General features: G+C 46.2%; 22 protein-coding genes. 13 read left to right on the forward strand and 9 right to left on the reverse strand.

The genetic code is table 11. The features are described from left to right. Positions 1–8: 8 nt before the first annotated feature. Entirely contained in the window at positions 9–437 is a 429-nt protein-coding gene (gene rplM, locus L5M49_RS09255; RefSeq protein WP_105251403.1) for a 50S ribosomal protein L13, read from the reverse strand. Between the two features lie 290 nt (positions 438–727). Further along, positions 728–1,840 (reverse strand): cell division protein ZapE, encoded by a 1,113-nt coding sequence (gene zapE, locus L5M49_RS09260; protein ID WP_263146699.1) that lies wholly within the window; start codon positions 1,838–1,840, stop codon positions 728–730. Between the two features lie 412 nt (positions 1,841–2,252). Between zapE and degQ the strand changes: the two genes are divergently transcribed. After that, positions 2,253–3,605, forward strand: coding sequence for a Do family serine endopeptidase DegQ (gene degQ, locus L5M49_RS09265; RefSeq protein WP_263265910.1), 1,353 nt, complete (start codon positions 2,253–2,255; stop codon positions 3,603–3,605). 115 nt (positions 3,606–3,720) lie between these two features. Further along, entirely contained in the window at positions 3,721–4,803 is a 1,083-nt protein-coding gene (gene degS, locus L5M49_RS09270) for an outer membrane-stress sensor serine endopeptidase DegS (protein WP_263146696.1), read from the forward strand. Positions 4,804–4,901: 98 nt separating this feature from the next. Here degS and murA read toward each other — a convergent pair whose 3' ends face one another. From murA to mlaF, 7 genes are read right to left on the reverse strand one after another with little or no spacing between them, the layout of a single operon-like run. Then, positions 4,902–6,161: a UDP-N-acetylglucosamine 1-carboxyvinyltransferase gene (gene murA, locus L5M49_RS09275; protein WP_105251399.1), complete on the reverse strand. Its 1,260-nt coding sequence runs from the start codon at positions 6,159–6,161 to the stop codon at positions 4,902–4,904. Positions 6,162–6,170: 9 nt separating this feature from the next. Then, positions 6,171–6,428: a BolA family protein gene (locus L5M49_RS09280; protein ID WP_006086065.1), complete on the reverse strand. Its 258-nt coding sequence runs from the start codon at positions 6,426–6,428 to the stop codon at positions 6,171–6,173. Positions 6,429–6,447: 19 nt separating this feature from the next. Then, positions 6,448–6,732, reverse strand: coding sequence for a lipid asymmetry maintenance protein MlaB (locus L5M49_RS09285; RefSeq protein ID WP_105251398.1), 285 nt, complete (start codon positions 6,730–6,732; stop codon positions 6,448–6,450). After that, complete coding sequence (locus L5M49_RS09290) at positions 6,729–7,391, reverse strand: phospholipid-binding protein MlaC (protein WP_105251397.1); 663 nt, start codon at positions 7,389–7,391, stop codon at positions 6,729–6,731. Before L5M49_RS09290 ends, L5M49_RS09285 begins: the two co-directional genes overlap by 4 nt. Before the next feature lie 11 nt (positions 7,392–7,402). After that, positions 7,403–7,876 carry an outer membrane lipid asymmetry maintenance protein MlaD gene (mlaD, locus tag L5M49_RS09295; protein WP_028759401.1) on the reverse strand — a complete coding sequence of 158 codons (474 nt, stop codon included), beginning with the start codon at positions 7,874–7,876 and terminating at the stop codon, positions 7,403–7,405. Positions 7,877–7,932: 56 nt separating this feature from the next. Further along, positions 7,933–8,718: a lipid asymmetry maintenance ABC transporter permease subunit MlaE gene (gene mlaE / locus L5M49_RS09300; protein WP_105251396.1), complete on the reverse strand. Its 786-nt coding sequence runs from the start codon at positions 8,716–8,718 to the stop codon at positions 7,933–7,935. Then, positions 8,715–9,533: a phospholipid ABC transporter ATP-binding protein MlaF gene (gene mlaF / locus L5M49_RS09305; RefSeq protein WP_063882287.1), complete on the reverse strand. Its 819-nt coding sequence runs from the start codon at positions 9,531–9,533 to the stop codon at positions 8,715–8,717. Before mlaF ends, mlaE begins: the two co-directional genes overlap by 4 nt. 643 nt (positions 9,534–10,176) lie before the next feature. Between mlaF and L5M49_RS09310 the strand changes: the two genes are divergently transcribed. The 11 genes from L5M49_RS09310 to mgtE all read left to right on the forward strand — a co-directional run bounded on the left by L5M49_RS09310 (position 10,177) and on the right by mgtE (position 18,613). After that, entirely contained in the window at positions 10,177–11,154 is a 978-nt protein-coding gene (locus tag L5M49_RS09310) for a KpsF/GutQ family sugar-phosphate isomerase (protein ID WP_173246895.1), read from the forward strand. Then, positions 11,154–11,705: a 3-deoxy-manno-octulosonate-8-phosphatase KdsC gene (kdsC, locus tag L5M49_RS09315; RefSeq protein ID WP_028759542.1), complete on the forward strand. Its 552-nt coding sequence runs from the start codon at positions 11,154–11,156 to the stop codon at positions 11,703–11,705. The genes L5M49_RS09310 and kdsC overlap by 1 nt, the downstream gene beginning before the upstream one ends. Next, a complete protein-coding gene (lptC, locus tag L5M49_RS09320) occupies positions 11,702–12,262 on the forward strand; it encodes an LPS export ABC transporter periplasmic protein LptC (protein ID WP_105251394.1) in 561 nt (186 codons plus the stop codon). The genes kdsC and lptC overlap by 4 nt, the downstream gene beginning before the upstream one ends. Further along, positions 12,249–12,803, forward strand: a complete 555-nt coding sequence (gene lptA, locus L5M49_RS09325; RefSeq protein WP_105251393.1) for a lipopolysaccharide transport periplasmic protein LptA — start codon at positions 12,249–12,251, stop codon at positions 12,801–12,803. The genes lptC and lptA overlap by 14 nt, the downstream gene beginning before the upstream one ends. Beyond that, positions 12,800–13,531: an LPS export ABC transporter ATP-binding protein gene (gene lptB / locus L5M49_RS09330; RefSeq protein WP_105251392.1), complete on the forward strand. Its 732-nt coding sequence runs from the start codon at positions 12,800–12,802 to the stop codon at positions 13,529–13,531. The genes lptA and lptB overlap by 4 nt, the downstream gene beginning before the upstream one ends. 107 nt (positions 13,532–13,638) lie before the next feature. Beyond that, positions 13,639–15,117 (forward strand): RNA polymerase factor sigma-54, encoded by a 1,479-nt coding sequence (locus L5M49_RS09335; RefSeq protein ID WP_105251391.1) that lies wholly within the window; start codon positions 13,639–13,641, stop codon positions 15,115–15,117. 28 nt (positions 15,118–15,145) lie between these two features. After that, entirely contained in the window at positions 15,146–15,433 is a 288-nt protein-coding gene (hpf, locus tag L5M49_RS09340) for a ribosome hibernation promoting factor (protein ID WP_006083070.1), read from the forward strand. Between the two features lie 2 nt (positions 15,434–15,435). Continuing rightward, entirely contained in the window at positions 15,436–15,879 is a 444-nt protein-coding gene (gene ptsN, locus L5M49_RS09345; RefSeq protein ID WP_006083071.1) for a PTS IIA-like nitrogen regulatory protein PtsN, read from the forward strand. Further along, on the forward strand, positions 15,876–16,730 hold the full coding sequence (gene rapZ / locus L5M49_RS09350) for an RNase adapter RapZ (RefSeq protein WP_105251390.1): 855 nt from the start codon (positions 15,876–15,878) through the stop codon (positions 16,728–16,730). Before ptsN ends, rapZ begins: the two co-directional genes overlap by 4 nt. Next, entirely contained in the window at positions 16,717–16,992 is a 276-nt protein-coding gene (locus tag L5M49_RS09355) for an HPr family phosphocarrier protein (RefSeq protein WP_006083073.1), read from the forward strand. Before rapZ ends, L5M49_RS09355 begins: the two co-directional genes overlap by 14 nt. A 256-nt stretch (positions 16,993–17,248) precedes the next feature. Beyond that, the gene (gene mgtE, locus L5M49_RS09360) at positions 17,249–18,613 is read left to right on the forward strand and encodes a magnesium transporter (RefSeq protein ID WP_113939980.1); all 1,365 of its coding nucleotides are present in this window, start codon (positions 17,249–17,251) and stop codon (positions 18,611–18,613) included. Positions 18,614–18,622: the final 9 nt, after the last annotated feature.

Below are 18,622 nucleotides of genomic sequence, written 5' to 3' on the forward strand. Positions count from 1 at the left end.
AATCCCGTTTAGATATCAAGAACTTGAGGTTGTTGTGCAGTGTGGTTATGTTCTGCGCCAGCGTAAACTTTCAGTTTACGGAACATGGCACGGCCCAGAGGACCTTTTGGTAACATACCCTTAACTGCTTTCTCGATGATCATTTCTGGCTTTTGCGCTTGCAGCTTTTCAAAGCTGATTTGCTTAATGCCACCAGGGAAGCCTGAATGCGAGTAGTACGTTTTGCCTTTCGCTTTGTTACCAGTAACAGTCACTTTTTCAGCATTAACAACGATGATGTAATCACCGGTATCAACGTGTGGAGTGTATTCTGGCTTATGCTTACCGCGTAAACGAACAGCGATTTCAGTAGCGATACGACCTAAAGTTTTGCCGTCTGCGTCGACGACGAACCAGTCACGAGTTACAGTTTCTGGTGTAGCAGTAAAAGTCTTCATTATTACAAAAACCCAAAGTTAATTTTCTGTCTCACATGCTGTCTGCATTTGCAAACAACACAAAATTGCCTTTTAGTACCCCTTCGAGCACCGACTTCGGCTTACAACTTCCGCCCAATTGGCGGAGTAACGTGGGCAGGTGGCGGAGTATAGACAAAGCTGAGTTAAAAATCACCTGATATTTTGATAAAAATTATAAAATATCGACCAATCGGACTTGTCATCCTAAGGATTAACAAGCCTCTGGTGATTTAAGGCTGCAGCTAATGCAAAACTCTTACACTACTGGGTTACGGCAGGTGTTCGGTTTTTAAATAATCGTGGGATTGCATCTCAATTAAGCGTGAACGGCAACGCCTAAATTCGAAGTTAAGCAAACCATCGGCATAAATATCTTCGAGTGGCACTTGAGCCGATACAATCAGCTTTACATTGCGCTCGTAAAATTCGTCGACCATAGCTAAAAAACGTCTTGCGATGTCATCGCCTGTCAAAAAGGCGCCCATTTGTTCTATGCCACTCACGAGGACAGTGTGATAAATCCGCGCAAGTTCCATGTAATCACGCTGGCTTCGTGGACCATCACAGAGCGCTCTAAAATCGGCCAACAATACGCCCTGCGCCTGCTGTCGAATACTAATACTGCGGCCTTCTATTTCGATGTCACCAGTAAGCACCTCAGACTCAGGCGCTAACTGACTAAAATAACGTATCAGATTGGCATCAGCTTGTGCATCTAACGGATGATGATAAATCTCTGCTTGCTCAAGGGTACGCAATCGATAGTCAATGCCAGAATCCACATTGAGTACTTCACAATGTTGATTAATTAAGGCTATCGCAGGTAAGAAACGTGCGCGCTGTAAGCCATTTTTATATAAGTCGTCGGGGATAATATTCGAAGTTGCAACCAGTACAACGCCTTCTTTAAATAACGCTTGAAACAGCGTACCTAATAGCATGGCATCGGTAATATCAGAGACAAAGAATTCATCGAAACAGATAACGCGATATTTTGCAGCCATCTTTTTCGCAATCACCAACAAAGGATCGCGAACGCCTTTTAACTCGTCCAAATCTAAATGCAATTGATGCATAAAGCGATGGAAGTGAGCCCGCAATTTTTGTTCACCAGGCAAGGCATCAAAAAAAGTATCCATCAGGTAAGTTTTACCGCGTCCTACTCCGCCCCAAAGATACAGGCCTTTAGGTGATGCTGGTGCCGATGTTAAGCCTAATGCGCTAAACAATTTCCCCACAATAGAACTCGGCTCTTCTGCCGTAGTTAAGTCTTCATAGACGCGTTGTAACGCCTTAACGGCAATTTCTTGAGCCGGATCATGGGAAAAACCATCACGAGTAAGATCTTTTTGATAATGCTGCCAAGGGCTTAACTGAGGCACGTTTAAATTCTCTTATGTCCTTTATTAAAACTGTGACGATATTAGCACGGCCAATATGACGCAGGATATATTAATGCAGAATACGACTTTTACCTTAACGCTAAACTGCATACAAACGTCTAATAAGCCTCTATGCTATAGGTCATTTTAATCGGCAAAATCTGCTTATATTAGGGCTTGAAAAATCCTAATATCGCCCACAGATTTATGTTCAGAAACAAGTATGAAACAGCCGAAAAAATAGGCTAAAAAAATTAACATTTATTAATATAATGAACTTTTTCAATAAGGTGCGAGTCAGAGTGATTACCTAGGCAAATAGCCGGTACCGATACAGATTTGATCTGGCACTCGCACGATTGCTGATGCATTACATCCAGATCTTTCAACCCTTATTTGGAGTTATGAATAGATGAAAACAAAATTATCTGTACTTTCAGCCGCAATGTTAGCCGCGACCCTGACTATAATGCCTGTCGTCTCACAGGCCGCCATTCCACAGACGGTTGAGGGACAATCCATTCCAAGTCTTGCGCCTATGCTTGAGCGTACGACGCCCGCAGTCGTATCAGTAGCGGTAACGGGGACTCATGTTTCTAAGCAAAGAGTACCTGATGTTTTCCGTTACTTTTTCGGCCCTAATGCACCACAAGAGCAAGTGCAAGAGCGTCCTTTTAGAGGCTTAGGCTCAGGCGTCATTATTGACGCAGAAAAAGGCTATATCGTCACGAACAACCATGTGATTGACGGTGCTGATGATATTCAAGTTGGTCTTCACGGTGGCCGTGAAGTAAAAGCAAAACTGATTGGTACTGACTCAGAGTCAGATATCGCATTATTGCAAATTGAAGCGAAAAATCTCATCGCAATCAAATCCTCTGATTCCGATGATTTACGCGTAGGTGACTTTGCCGTTGCCATTGGTAATCCCTTCGGTTTAGGTCAAACCGTCACCTCGGGCATTGTTAGTGCTTTAGGCCGTAGCGGCTTAGGCATTGAAATGCTGGAAAACTTTATTCAAACCGATGCCGCGATTAACAGTGGTAACTCGGGTGGCGCACTCGTCAATCTTAACGGCGAGTTAATTGGGATTAACACCGCAATCGTAGCACCGGGCGGCGGTAACGTCGGTATTGGCTTTGCCATCCCTGCTAATATGGTGAAAAACCTCGTGGCACAAATTGCCGAACACGGAGAAGTACGCCGCGGTGTATTAGGTATTTCGGGACGTGATCTCGATAGCCAACTCGCCCAAGGTTTCGGTTTAGACACTCAACACGGCGGCTTCGTGAATGAAGTAGCCAAGGGCAGTGCCGCAGAGAAGGCCGGTATAAAAGCAGGTGATATTATCATCAGCGTTGATGGCCGTGGTATTAAGTCATTCCAAGAACTGCGGGCTAAAGTCGCCACTATGGGTGCAGGTGCTAACGTTGAGTTAGGACTCATCCGTGACGGTGATAAGAAAACAGTTAAAGTGACCTTAGGTGAAGCGAGCCAAACCAGTGAAACAGCGGCTGGTGCCGTGCATCCTATGCTGCAAGGCGCGTCCTTAGAAAACTCATCTAAGGGCATTGAAATTACCGATGTCGCACAAGGCTCACCCGCGGCCATGAGTGGCTTACAAAAAGGAGATGTGATTGTCGGTATTAACCGTACTGCGATTAAAGATCTTAAGACACTTAAAGCACAACTTAAAGATCAAGAAGGTGCCGTGGCACTGAAGATAATGCGTGATAAGAGCATGTTGTATTTAGTCCTACGTTAATCGACAAAATAGGCCATTTTTTCTGCCATAGATGAGCATAGGGAGCTTAGGTTCCCTATGCTTACATCGATTAAACATGTTAATCTAACTCACCTTTTTCTAGATCCATCCTGCCATGACTATAAAAGACACTCTGTTATATCTCGGTAAAGCCACCCTTTTCGGCCTTATCATGGCGGCCATGTTTTTATTGGTGACACGTTATATCGATAACCAATCCCTCGGTAGTAGTCTGCTACAAACCCGTGCCAACAACACAGTCGAGCTATCCTTTGCCAAGGCGGTACGCCGTGCAGCTCCTGCGGTTGTGAATATTTATAGCCTCAGCATAGATCAGAACCGCCCGCTTAATTCAGGCTCACTTCAAGGTCTAGGTTCTGGGGTGATAATGAGTAAAGAAGGTTATATTCTCACTAATTATCATGTCATTAAGAAAGCCGATGAGATTGTTGTCGCCCTGCAAGATGGACGCAAATTTACCTCTGAAGTGGTTGGCTTCGATCCTGAAACCGATTTATCGGTACTTAAAATTGAAGGCGATAACTTACCGATTGTCCCCGTTAATCTCGACAGTCCGCCTCAAGTCGGTGATGTCGTACTCGCTATTGGTAATCCCTACAATTTAGGCCAGACCATTACCCAAGGCATCATCAGTGCCACGGGGCGTAACGGCTTAAGTTCAGGTTACTTAGACTTCCTACAAACCGATGCAGCGATTAATGCGGGTAACTCGGGTGGCGCACTCATTGACACTAACGGCAGCCTTATCGGTATCAATACCGCAGCATTCCAAGTGGGTGAAGAAGGCGGCGGCCACGGGATTAACTTCGCTATCCCGATTAAATTAGCCCACAGCATCATGGGTAAGTTGATTAAAAATGGTCGCGTGATCCGTGGTGCCTTAGGAATTTCTGGCGAGCCGATTAACCCTGTAGTGGCACAAATCCTTAATCTACCCGATCTAAAAGGTGTGCTCGTTACGGGTGTCGATCCTAATGGCCCTGCGGCCCGTGCCCTGCTAATGCCAAGGGATGTGATTATTAAATACGATGGTGAAGATGTGCCAGGCGTTGAAATGCTAATGGACCGCATAGCTGAAACCACACCGGGTAAAAAAGTGATGATGACTGTGATACGCCAAGGTAAACAACAAGAGTTACCTGTGATTATCGATGAGAAGGTTGTGATCGATAACTAGAGTGTCACTCAGTATTACGAGCTCAAATGCAGAAAACAAAAAAACCAGCTTTAAGCTGGTTTTTTAATGATTCAAAATTAGCTTAAGTCAGTAACAGATCACTGAATACGCACAACCTGTGCGCCTAAACCTTGAAACTTATTCTCAATATGCTCATAGCCACGATCTAAGTGATAGATACGATCGACAATCGTCTTACCATCGGCCACTAAGCCCGCAATCACTAGACTCGCTGACGCACGTAAATCCGTCGCCATTACCTGAGCACCACTTAAAGATTCAATCCCTTGAATGATGCAGGTATTACCTTCAAGCTCCATGGTAGCGCCCATACGGATAAGTTCGGGCACATGCATAAAACGATTTTCGAAGATAGTCTCAGTTATGGTTGCCGTGCCTTGCGCTAAGGCATTGAGTACACAAAACTGCGCCTGCATATCGGTTGGGAAACCAGGATAAGGTGCCGTCTTAATATTCACCGCCTTCGGACGTTTACCCTGCATATCGAGCTCAATCCAATCTTCGCCGGTAGTAATCGTCGCGCCTGCATCTTCAAGTTTTGCGATAACCGACTCAAGTGAAGCAGGATCGGCTTTTAAACAACGAATACGGCCACGGGTCACCGCGGCAGCAACGAGGAAGGAACCGGTTTCAATACGATCTGGCATCACGCGGTAATTACAGCCCTGTAAACGCTCAACCCCTTGAATACGCAGTGTCGCACTGCCTACACCAGTGATTTTTGCACCCATAGCAATTAAGCAATTAGCGAGATCGATCACTTCAGGTTCGCGTGCCGCGTTTTCAATCACGGTTTCGCCATCGGCTAATGCTGCGGCCATCAGTAAGTTTTCGGTGGCTCCAACACTCACCATGTCCATAAAGATATGTGCGCCTTTAAGACGACCATCAACACGGGCCTTGATATAACCTTCTTTCACTTCAATCTTGGCGCCCATCATTTCGAGGCCATGTAAGTGCAAGTTCACTGGTCTTGCGCCAATGGCACAGCCGCCAGGCAATGACACGTCAGCCGTACCATAACGAGCCAATAACGGCCCTAAGATCAAGATAGAAGCACGCATGGTTTTCACTAGATCATAGGGAGCGCAAAACTCATTCAGATTAGTGGTAGAAATGCGGATCTGTCCGTCACCGAGTTCAGTCACTTCAGCGCCGAGACAGCGTAATAACTTACAGCTCGTACTCACATCACGCAGATTGGGTACGTTAGAAACCACAAAATCGGTTTCAGCCAATACACCCGCCATCAGAATAGGCAAAGCTGCATTTTTAGCACCCGAAATAATCACATCACCGGCAAGCGGGGGACTTGCCTGAATTGTTAGTTTATCCACTTTTCCTCACTAGCTAGGCATGTTGAAAACTTTTTCGCGTTTCCATTGAGTCGGCGTGAAAGTTTTGATCGTTAATGCATGTAATTCACCGCTGGCAATGTGTGCCGTCAACGGTGCATAAATGGCTTGTTGCTGTTTGACTCGGCTCATACCATCGAAGCATTCACCTACGGCGATCACTTTATAATGGCTACCATCCGAGCTAGCGTGAACTTCTTCAAGCCCTAACGCATCACGTAAAATCTGTTCAATTAAGCTGCATTCCATGAAATCTATTACCCTATTCTCAATGCGCTTCTTCGGTAAAGAAGGCATCTAAATCATATAAATCAATTAGTTTTTTAAGTTGTGGTGAAGCAGAACTCAATACAAGTTGGCTGCGATGTTCACGCACTAACGCCAGCAAAAATGCCATGCCAGCGCTATCACTGTATTCGAGCCCAGACAGAGACAATATCTGGGTTGACTCATTTAGCAGTTGTTGCCGCTGTGGCCAAAGTGTAATGACATCGGCTTGGGTTATGCGCCCTTTAAGATGACAAACTGTCCCCTGTTGCACAAATTCAATCACGACTGTGACTTCCCAGACTTAGCCTTCATGACCACTTTCTCTTTAGTGCGATCTTCGAGCATCTTAATCACGGGATCGATACCCTGTTGGCGAATTAGATTAGAGATTTCCGACTGCTTAGAAGACAGTAAGCTCACACCTTCGGCAACTAAATCAAATGCCTTCCATGAGTCATCCTTTAAACGGCGCGCCTTAAACAATAGTTTAATCGGTGGGCGACCGGCTTCGATGATCTGCACGTTTACATCGACCATTTTCTCTTTGCTGAAATCAATCCCAGGTGAGAATTCCACTTTTTGATTAGTATATTCAGTAAAGGCTTGGGCATAAGTAGAGATTAAATAACCTTCAAAAGCATTGACGAAACGATTGCGTTGCTCTTCGGTTGAATCCTTAAGATATTGGCCTAATACCTTATAAGAAGCGTATTTATAATCGACATAAGGCATGAGTTCTTCACGAACAATCACCTTTAAATGGTCTGAATTTGCGTCGATTAATGCTTTATCTTTGTGAAAACGATCGAAGGTTTTATTGGCAACGGCTTTCACCATGGCATACGGATCTGTCGTATCGACAACCACATCAGCGGCAACTGCGCTCGTTGCCCCTAAAACCATCACTAACGGCAATAAAAAACGAGATAAGTTTTTAAACATAGCGGTAACCCCTATTTATCCTTCGAACCCATACTATATAAGAACTGACCAATCAGCTCCTCCAACACTAATGCCGAACGAGTGTCGTCAATCTTATCGCCATCTTTCAGCATACTGACATCATCGTCGACAAAACCCGGTGTTAACCCTAAGAATTGTTCGCCCAACAAACCCGAAGTCAAAATGGCTAAACTACTGGTTTCAGGGAATTTATCGTAACGCTTGTCCATCACTAATGTGACCACAGCCACTAACTTAACTGGGTCTAAATCTATGCTGCTCACTCGGCCAACGACAACACCGCCAACCTTGACTGGCGAACGCACCTTCAAACCACCAATGTTGGTAAAATTGGCTTGTATGGTATAAGTGCTATCGCTGCTTTTCACTTCAATATTGGCGACGTTAAAGACTAAGACCAAAAAAGCGGCCAATCCTGTTAAAAGAAACACACCCACTAATAATTCAATTTTTCGTGTCAACATGTTCAGCTACCACTCTGTTAATCCATCTAACCTGTGTCGAAATCCGCAGTGTTCCGTTAGCGGCCAAACATCAGGGCTGTCAGTAAAAAATCCAATGCCAATACAGCGAGGCTCGACTGAACGACAGTCTGGGTCGTTGCACGGCTGATGCCTTCCGGATTTGGGATCACTTGATAACCGCGATATAACGCAATCCAAGTGACCACTACGGCAAACACACCACTTTTGATCAAGCAGTTAACTATGTCCTGACGCCATTCGACAGACGCCTGCAGAATCGACCAAAACGCACCACTGTCGATCCCTTTCCATTCCACGCCAACAAGGTGCCCGCCATAAATACCTACAGCGGTAAACATCAACGCCAGCAATGGCATACTGATCACTCCAGCCCAAAAGCGCGGTGCAATAATCTGCCTTAATGGGTCAATCGCCATCATTTCTAAACTGGAAAGCTGCTCAGTGCTTTTCATTAAACCAATTTCAGCGGTTAATGCTGAACCCGCCCGTCCCGCAAACAATAACGCGGTAACAACTGGCCCTAACTCACGCAGTAAACTGAGCGCCACCATAGGACCTAAGCTTTCTTCGGTGCCAAAACCAACTAAGATGTTATAGCCTTGCAGTGCGAGCACCATGCCGATAAAGAGTCCTGAGACTAAAATAATCACCATGGATTGCACACCGACCACATAAATCTGGCGCACTAATAATGGAAAACCTTTACGCACGCGTGGCCAGCGAAAAATCGCACCCCACAGCATAAGGCCTGCACGGCCAAAACCGAGCACTAGCTCAATCGCGCTGCGGCCTAAGTCGGCAATACTGTCGATTAACTTCACTTGCCAACTCCTTTTGCCATTAATTCTTGCTGGTAATCATTTGCCGGATAATGGAACGGCACAGGGCCGTCCGGAGCACCTTGAATAAACTGTTTCAGCTGCGGATTATCAGCGTACTTTAATTCTTCAGGGGTACCGTGGGCGATGACTTTTTTGTCAGCCACCACATATACATAATCGGCAATGCCAAGCACTTCATCCACATCGTGGGACACTACAATTGAAGTCAGATTCAGCGCATCGGATAACTCACGAATAAGCTTTACTAACACGCCCATCGATATTGGGTCTTGCCCTGCAAAAGGCTCATCGTACATCACCATTTCAGGTTCAAGCGCTATGGCTCTAGCCAATGCGGCGCGGCGTTGCATACCACCGGACAACTCGCTTGGCATCATCTGAGCGGCACCACGTAAACCTACGGCTTCAAGCTTCATCAGCACGATAGTGCGAATAATGTCTTCAGGCAGTCCAGAATGTTCACGCAGTGCAAACGCCACGTTATCGAACACATTAATGTCGGTAAACAGCGCGCCACTTTGAAACAGCATGCTCATCCGCTTACGCAGACTAAATAATTCATTACGACTCACGCCATGGATATCGTGACCGTCGAATAACACTTGTCCATGGTCAGGCGTTAATTGGCCGCCAATCAATTTCAACAGGGTCGTTTTGCCTATGCCGCTCGGCCCCATGATCGCCGTCACCTTGCCCCTTGGAATGGACAGGCTAATATCTTCATATATCACACGCTGACCGCGGCTAAACCCCAAATTACGGATCTCAACCAACGGCGTTTGTTCTTGAGTCATGCTTGATTCCGACATTTGCAAATGAGGTGATCCTAGTCTTCCGAGACTGACCAATCGAAGAGCCGCAAATTGTACGTAATTGCGCTTTAACCTACAACCGAATCGACACTATCGCCCTGCGATACTTTCAATTTGCCTCATTTACAGCGAAAATGCGCCCTAAGTTTTCACTCTGCACAGGTAAAATGTTACTTAATGTTTTCAACCTGGTTGCAGAATTGGCAGTATTGGCTAATTCGTTCGCACTTAGCTCACTCTTTGCCCACTTTTATCGGGGAGAGTCGATACGCAATTGCGCAATAGAGGCATCCCATAGGGTAATACCCGCTGCGATATGGAATAAATCCATTGAAATAAACGACAAAGACGATGATATTGCTCAAGACCTTCTGCCGCTAAACACGTTATTGTGCGTGAATAGCTAACGCAGCTGAACTTGACGAGTCGGATCAATCGCTCTAGCCTGCCGCAATTGTTTTGCTGTTTTCGGTAATTAACCACAGCAAGACATAAGCTAAATTGTCTGAAAACAAACTAATACTTGGCAGAAAGCCTATTACATATCATCTTTATCGCGTACCAAATTGTGCTATTCCAATCCCATCAATGGGGCGACAAAGACAATGCAAAAAGAGAGATAGACATGGTAGACAAATCACAACTGCGCCAATGGGGTTGTAAAGTTATCGACATTGAAAAGTCAGCCCTAGACAATCTTTATCAATATGTTGATTCGGCTGAATTTGCAGCAGCTTGCGAGTTGATCCTCAACTGCACAGGCAAAGTGATTGTCATGGGAATGGGCAAATCGGGCCATATCGGCAATAAGATTTCAGCCACCCTCGCCAGCACAGGAACGCCCGCATTTTTTGTGCATCCGGGTGAAGCCAGCCACGGCGATCTGGGTGTATTGGCCGATAACGATGTGATTTTAGCGATTTCAAATTCCGGTGAGTCGAGCGAAATCCTCACCTTAATGCCGGTCATCCAACGTATGGGCGTGCCCGTTATCGCGGTAACAGGTAAACCCGAATCGAATATGGCGCGATTATCTAAAGTACATTTATGTATTGAAGTCCCAGAAGAGGCTTGCCCACTTGGACTTGCTCCAACGTCGAGCACTACCGCGACCTTAGTGATGGGCGATGCGATTGCCATTGCGCTACTACAAGCTAAAGGCTTTACCCGTGATGACTTTGCAATGTCCCATCCTGGCGGTGCTTTAGGACGCAAGTTATTGTTAAAAGTCTGCGATGTCATGCACAGCGGTGATGACTTACCGCTCGTTAACCACGATATTTGCATCACAGAAGCTCTGTACGAAATCTCCAAGAAAGGCTTAGGCATGACGGCGATTATTGATGATCAGCGCAAGCTGGTTGGTATCTTCACCGACGGTGATTTACGCCGCGTTATTGATGCCGAAGTGAATTTACGCACGACGCCCATTGCCGATGTGATGACACGTAACTGCGTCACGATCACGGATAATGTGTTGGCCGCCCAAGCACTGCAAGTGATGGACTCAAAAAACATCAACGGATTAATTGTTATTGATAAAGACCGCCATCCTATCGGCGCTCTTAACATGCTAGACATGGTTAAAGCAGGAGTCATTTAATGCCACAGCAAGGATTTTACGGCCCAATCAGTGATGATGTGTGGCAACGCGCGCAAAAGATTAAACTGTTGATTTGTGACGTCGATGGGGTGTTTTCCGACGGCCGTATTTACTTGAGCAATAGCGGCGAAGAGCTCAAAGCCTTCCATACCCGTGACGGTTATGGCGTGCGCTCACTCCTCACCAGCGGTTTCAACCTCGCCGTGATCACAGGGCGTCAATCCAAAATCGTTGAAAACCGTATGACAGCCCTTGGTGTTACCCATATTTACCAAGGCGTAGACAATAAGTTCGAGCCCTATGAAGCATTGCTCGCACTTTATGGTGTCACCCCAGAAGAAGTGGCTTATATCGGTGATGATATTGTCGATCTCCCCGTGATGAATGTCGTCGGTTTAGCGGTCAGTGTTGCTGACGGCCACCCCTATGTACGCCAACACGCCCATTTTGTGACTACGCTCAATGGTGGCCACGGTGCACTGCGTGAACTCACAGATCTGTTACTCCTAAGTCAAAATAAATTCACTTCGGCCCATGGAATGAGTATATGAGTCGTGTGACACTCGCAATTATCGCTTTTTTTGGAACTGCACTAGCGCTTTACTGGCAGGTCCAGAACAAACACAGCGGTGATTCCGATAACAGAGTAAAAGATCAAAATACCCCAGATTTCATCGTTGAAGATCTGCGCAGTGTTGAGTTCAATGAGCAAGGACTAGTGAATAGCCGTGTGACGGCGAAACACATGGAACATTATGATTCAACGAATCAAACTTTCTTTACTCAACCTGTTTATCTTGTTTATCCAGACCAAGGTAAAGCACAATGGCAGCTCAGGGCAGATCAGGGCAAGCTAAACAAGGAAACTGGCAAGGTTGTATTAGAAAATAATGTTATTATCGATGCCATTAGCCCAGAAGAACCGATTCAGACCTTGTCCACCAGTTATCTGGAACTCGATCTCAACACTATGATAATGACCTCTGACCGTACCATTTACGTCACAGGGAAAGATTTTAATATTCAAGGCCAAGGCCTTTATGCCGACCTCAACGCGCAAGAAGTGCAATTGACCAGTCAGGTAGTAGGAACATATGAAGCAAAATAACGTATTACTTGCCAGCCTAATGCTAATTATGAGCATGAGTGCTTTCGCGAAAGTGGGCGACTTAAAGCAAGAAGTCAAAATTAAAGCTGTGAGCCAAACTGCGGATATCAAAAACAACCAGATTATCTTCTTTGGTCCGGTGGAAGTTACCCAAGGCTCAATAAAAATCCAAGCAAATGAACTGCGTGCATTTTCCGCTGAAGGTGAAAATAGCAAAACTTTAGTCGCCACAGGCAACCCTGCTACGTATAGCCAGATATTAGACGATGGCCGTCCTGCATCGGCTAGCGCGAAAGAAATTCGTTACGATATGGCAAGCCGCACCTTAACTCTGAAAGGTATGGCGTCATTAGATCAAGCAGGTAGCCAAGTTACAGGCAATTTAATCCGCTATAACATGATTCAACAGAAATTGATGGCCGAGAGTACTGGCAGTGGTGACGATCGCGTAATCACTATTATTCAGCCTGAAAACTATCAAGATGATGCTAAATCAGACGCTCCGGCGGATAAACCTGTAAAAAAGCAGGACTCTAAATGACCCAAATCACCTTAAGAGCACAAAATCTGGCGAAAAGTTACAAGAGTCGCCAAGTGGTTAAAGACGTCAGTCTGACGGTAAAAACCGGTCAAGTCGTTGGCCTACTCGGTCCAAACGGTGCAGGTAAAACCACGACCTTTTACATGGTTGTCGGGCTAGTGAAGAGCGATAAGGGACATATCTTTATCGACGATGATGATTTAACCGCAGATCCTATGCATCTGCGTGCCCGCAAAGGCATAGGTTACTTACCGCAAGAAGCCAGTATCTTTCGTAAGCTAACTGTTCATGACAACATCATGGCCGTACTGCAAACTCGTAAAGAACTTAAAAACGAAGAACGAGAAGAAGAACTAGAACATCTGCTCGAAGAGTTTCATATCACCCACATCCGTGACAGCCAAGGCATGTCATTGTCGGGTGGCGAACGTCGTCGCGTCGAAATTGCGCGGGCTTTAGCCGCTAATCCTAAGTTCATTTTGCTCGATGAACCGTTTGCCGGCGTCGATCCTATTTCGGTTATCGACATCAAGAAGATTATCGAACAACTCAAAAGTCGCGGCCTTGGCGTACTGATCACAGACCATAATGTCCGCGAGACATTAGATGTATGTGAACATGCTTATATTGTGAGTCACGGAAACCTGATTGCCGAAGGAACTCCAGCAGAGATCTTAGACAATCAGCAAGTTAGGGCTGTGTACTTAGGTGAACAATTCAGGCTATAGTTAATCGAGCGAAGCCAATGGAGGCAATTTATACCGCCATTGGGCTTCACTCAAGATAATAATAAGCGACCTCATCCAACAATAATAACGTAGGGATCAGCGGTAACATGAAAGCGTCACTCCAGCTCAAACTGGGTCAACAGTTAACCATGACGCCACAACTACAACAGGCTATACGTCTGTTGCAACTGTCGTCATTAGAACTGCAGCAAGAGATCCAGCAAGCATTAGATTCTAATCCCCTTCTCGAGCTGGAAGAGGATCAATTCGACGCCACTAAAACCCCTGTAAACCAAACGCTATCCGATACGGATTTCAGTGAATCTAGCACTCTGCCACCAGAAAAAGACAGCTCCACCATAGATACGGCAGAGTCGCTAACCAAAGAATCCATGCCCGATGAGCTCCCCATGGACACCACATGGGATGAAGTGTTTACCGCCTCCCCAAACTCAGGCCCCGGCGGCAGTCGTGAAGACGATATGCCCTTCCAAGGCGAGACCAGTGAAGGTTTGTACGAACACTTAGAATGGCAAAAAAACCTCACGCCGTTTTCTGAAACCGATTTAGCCATTGCCACCGCCATTATTGATGCCATCGACGATCAGGGCTATCTCACCCAAAGCACTGAAGAAATTCTCGAAGCCATGGGTAATCCTGAAGTTGAGCTTGACGAAGTCGAAGCCGTACTCAAGCGTATTCAGCATTTTGATCCCATAGGCGTTGCCGCCCGCGATTTAAGTGAATGCCTGCTGATCCAACTGTCGCATTTCGCCGCTGATACTCCCAACCTAGAAAACGCCCGTATGCTGATCAAAGATCATTTAGATCTGATCGCCGCCCGAGACTTTAGGTTGTTGATGCGTAAGACTAAATTAAAAGAAGATGAATTAAGGGATGGTATAGCACTCATCCAAACCCTCAATCCTCGCCCAGGTTTGTTGATCACGCCCAATAATGACGAATACGTTATCCCAGATGTGTCTGTGTCGAAGAAAAATGGCCGCTGGGTCGTTGAGCTAAATCCTGACTGCATGCCAAAAATCAATGTAAATCAACATTATGCTTCTATGGCACGCAGTACCAAAAACCAAGCCGATAGCCAATTTATTCGCGGCCATCTGCAAGAGGCTAAATGGTTTATTAAGAGCCTAGAAAGCCGTAACGATACTTTGCTTAAAGTTGCTAATTGCATAGTGCAATATCAGCAAGGTTTCTTTGAGTATGGTGAAGAAGCCATGAAGCCTATGGTGCTTAACGATATTGCCGAAGCGGTAGAAATGCATGAGTCCACCATCTCACGGGTCACAACTCAAAAATACATGCATACCCCTAAGGGACTTTTTGAACTAAAATACTTCTTCTCTAGCCACGTCGGTACTGACGATGGTGGTGAGTGCTCATCCACAGCAATCAGAGCCTTTATAAAGAAACTGGTGGCAGCGGAAAACCAGAAAAAACCATTAAGCGATAGCAAGATGGCACAGCTTCTGGCAGAACAAGGGATCAACGTAGCCCGCAGAACCATTGCGAAGTACCGAGAGGCTATGCTTATTCCACCTTCTAATCAGCGTAAAAGTTTATAACCTACAGTGGATATCGGAGGACGTTTCTATGCAAATAAACCTAAGTGGACACCATGTCGAAATTACCGAATCGTTACGTGCATATGTAGAAGAAAAGTTTTCAAAACTTGAACGCCATTTCGAACAGATCAATAATGTGCACGTTGTGCTCAATGTTGAGAAAATGCAACAGATTGCCGAAGCGAGAATAAACCTCATAGGTGGTGAAGTTTTTGCTACTTCAGAGCATGCTGACATGTATGCCGCTATAGACGCCCTGATTGACAAGCTTGACCGTCAGGTTATTAAACACAAAGAGAAGTTAACAAAACACTAATAATGGAACTTTGTACCATACTGCGGCCGGAGTGCACTACCTGCGCCACTCCGGGCAGTAAGAAAAAGGTACTGGAACTCATCAGCGACTTAGTCGCTGCCCAGTACCCGACCCTCTCATCTCAAGAGATATTCGAAAGCCTAGTGGCGCGCGAAAAGATGGGGAGCACAGGTATAGGTAACGGCATCGCCATTCCACATGGTCGACTAGCCGATATAGATCAGCCCATTGCCATACTAATTAAGTGTGAAGAGCCGATAGCATTTGATGCTATCGATAAGCAACCTGTTGATATTTTATTTGCACTACTGGTGCCTGCAGACCAATGTCAGCAGCACTTAAGTACCTTGTCTTGCATGGCCGAAAAGCTGAGCGACAAGCAAATATTAAAGCAATTACGCAAGACGCATGATGAAACGGAACTCTATCAGGTAATCACTGGATGAAACTGGTCATAGTGTCGGGCCGCTCAGGCTCAGGCAAATCTGTCGCCCTTAGGGTACTCGAAGATCTCGGCTATTATTGTGTCGATAACCTTCCCTTGCCATTGATTGGCAGTTTGCTTGAGCAACTCAAAGGCAGTAACGATCTCGTCGCCATCAGTGTCGACGTGCGTAACATGCCTGAGCAGGATAAGGTCTTAGTGAAACAACTCGCTAGCCTACCTCCAGATACTGAGTTAACGAGCTTCTTCCTTAACTCCAGCGATAAAATTCTGCTTAAGCGTTACAGCGAAACCCGCCGTTTACATCCTTTGTCGAAGAGCCGAGTCTCTTTGCAAGAAGCGATAAAGCTGGAGGGGAAACTGCTCGAGCCTATGTCAAAACTGGTCGATCACTACATAGATACGTCGAATCTGAATATCTATGATTTAAGCGACCAAGTCAGACAAATTCTCCTTGGTAGTGTCGATAAAGAACTCGTGATCAACTTCGAGTCCTTTGGCTTTAAGCACGGAATGCCCACCGAAGCCGACTTTATGTTCGATGTGCGCTTCCTGCCCAATCCCCACTGGGAGTTGGCGCTGCGGCCATTGACTGGCTTAGATGAACCCGTAGCTGAGTTCTTAAATCGCCAACCACTGGTCAATAAGTTCATCTGGCAAATCGAAAATTTACTGGAGACTTGGCTGCCACACCTCGAGCGTAACAATCGCAGTTATTTAACTGTGGCCATTGGCTGCACAGGTGGACAGCACAGATCGGTTTACGTCGCAGAGCAATTGGCAAAACGCTTTAGTAACGGTAAACATAAAGTGTATGCCCGTCATCGAGAGCTCAACAATGCCAAAGCTTGAACGTCAGATAACTATCTGTAATAAGCTCGGTTTACATGCCCGTGCCGCCACTAAGTTGGTGGTACTGGCTTCCGAGTTTGATGCGACCATCACCTTAATCCAAGGCGATAAACAAGCATCGGCCGCCAGTGTGCTTGGCTTGCTGATGCTTGAAACTGGCATGGGTAAAACCATTAAGCTTATCGCCGAAGGCCCAGATGCAGAGCCGGCTCTCGATGCCATTTGTGCCTTAATCGACGCTAAGTTTGACGAAGCCTGTTAGTTTCACTTCACACTAAGCACTTCATCGTTAGTTTCACTTCATGTCTAGTTTAAAAAACTTGCCATTCACACATGGCAAAACATTTGTCGCTCGACGATACAAGCCACAGGCGATTACACTAGCGGTCATTGCGCTGGCGCTGGCCTTAACCTTACCTTAGCCGTCTTAATCTATGTCATCGACTGACGCTTAGTCACCGCTAAATCCTAGCCCAACACTAAGATCTCAAACCAATTTGCCGCACAATGGAGGACAAATGCCCGTAGATAATGCAGAAAACGATCACACCGGACATAGTCTTGACCAGTTAAACCAAGCGCTTAGCAGCGGCATGTTCGTGCATGTGCGTAATATGCTGCAAAAAATGGCCGCCTCAGATATCGCGCTGATCTTAGAATCATCACCGCCAAGTGCCAGACAAGTATTGTGGCAGCTCATCGATCAGGAACAAATAGGCGACATACTCGATGAGTTGAGTGAAGAACTCAAAGACCCACTGATCCGCAGCATGAGCCCTGAGCGAGTCGCGAAAGCGACAGCAAGCATGGACACCGACGATCTCGCCTATATTCTGCGAAGTCTTCCCGACGCCGTTTACAAACAAGTGTTGCAGTCGATGACGGAGCAAAATCGCCTGAGGGTAGAACAAGCCCTATCTTATCCAGATGAGACCGCCGGCAGCTTGATGAATACAGATACAGTCACCTTAAGACCCGATGTGAATATCGATGTGGTGCTGCGCTATCTTCGGCAAAGGGGCAACCTACCCGACACCACAGATACCTTATATGTGGTCGACAAACAGGACAAAGTCCTTGGCGGTGTTAGGCTGGCAGATCTGCTGACTTGCGCGCCAAGCACCACAATTCGCAATATCATGGATCCCAATATTCAAAGTATTCCGGTGAGCATGTCCGACAGCGAAGTCGCGCAGAAATTCGAACGCAATGACTGGGTATCGGCACCTGTCGTCGACAGTGATGGTAAGCTACTCGGACGTATCACAATCGATGACGTAGTCGATGTTATCCGCGAAGATGCTGAACATTCCATGATGGGTATGGCGGGGATGGACGGAGATGAAGATACCTTTGGTCCTGTGCTAAAAAGTACCCTACGTCGCTCGCTCTGGCTTACTATAAACTTATTCGCCGCCCTGCTTGCCTCGTCGGTCAGCAATATGTTTGAAGGCACTATTGAGCAATTTGCCACTATCGCCATCCTAATGACGATTGTCCCTAGCATGGGCGGTGTTGCCGGTAATCAGACCTTAGCGCTCGTGATCCGTGGTATTGCTTTAGGCCATATAGGCCAAAGCAACGCTCGCTGGCTTATCGGTAAAGAGCTATCGATTGGTTTTCTCAATGGTTTGATGTGGTCGATTTTAGTCTTTGTCGCCGTGTGGCTATGGAAGGATGATATGGCACTGGCGGGATTAATTGGTAGCGCCATGCTGATCAATATGACAGTAGCTGGGCTTGCAGGTGCGAGTATTCCATTGATTTTAAAACGACTTAAAATCGATCCTGCCCTCGCTGGCGGTATGGTGCTCACCACAGTCACTGACGTGGTTGGCCTGTTCGCCTTCCTCGGGTTAGCGACGCTCTACCTGATGAACTAACGCTTTAAC

The sequence above is a fragment of the Shewanella sp. SM74 genome (genome assembly GCF_025653725.1).
In the GTDB taxonomy this organism is placed as follows: domain Bacteria; phylum Pseudomonadota; class Gammaproteobacteria; order Enterobacterales; family Shewanellaceae; genus Shewanella; species Shewanella oncorhynchi.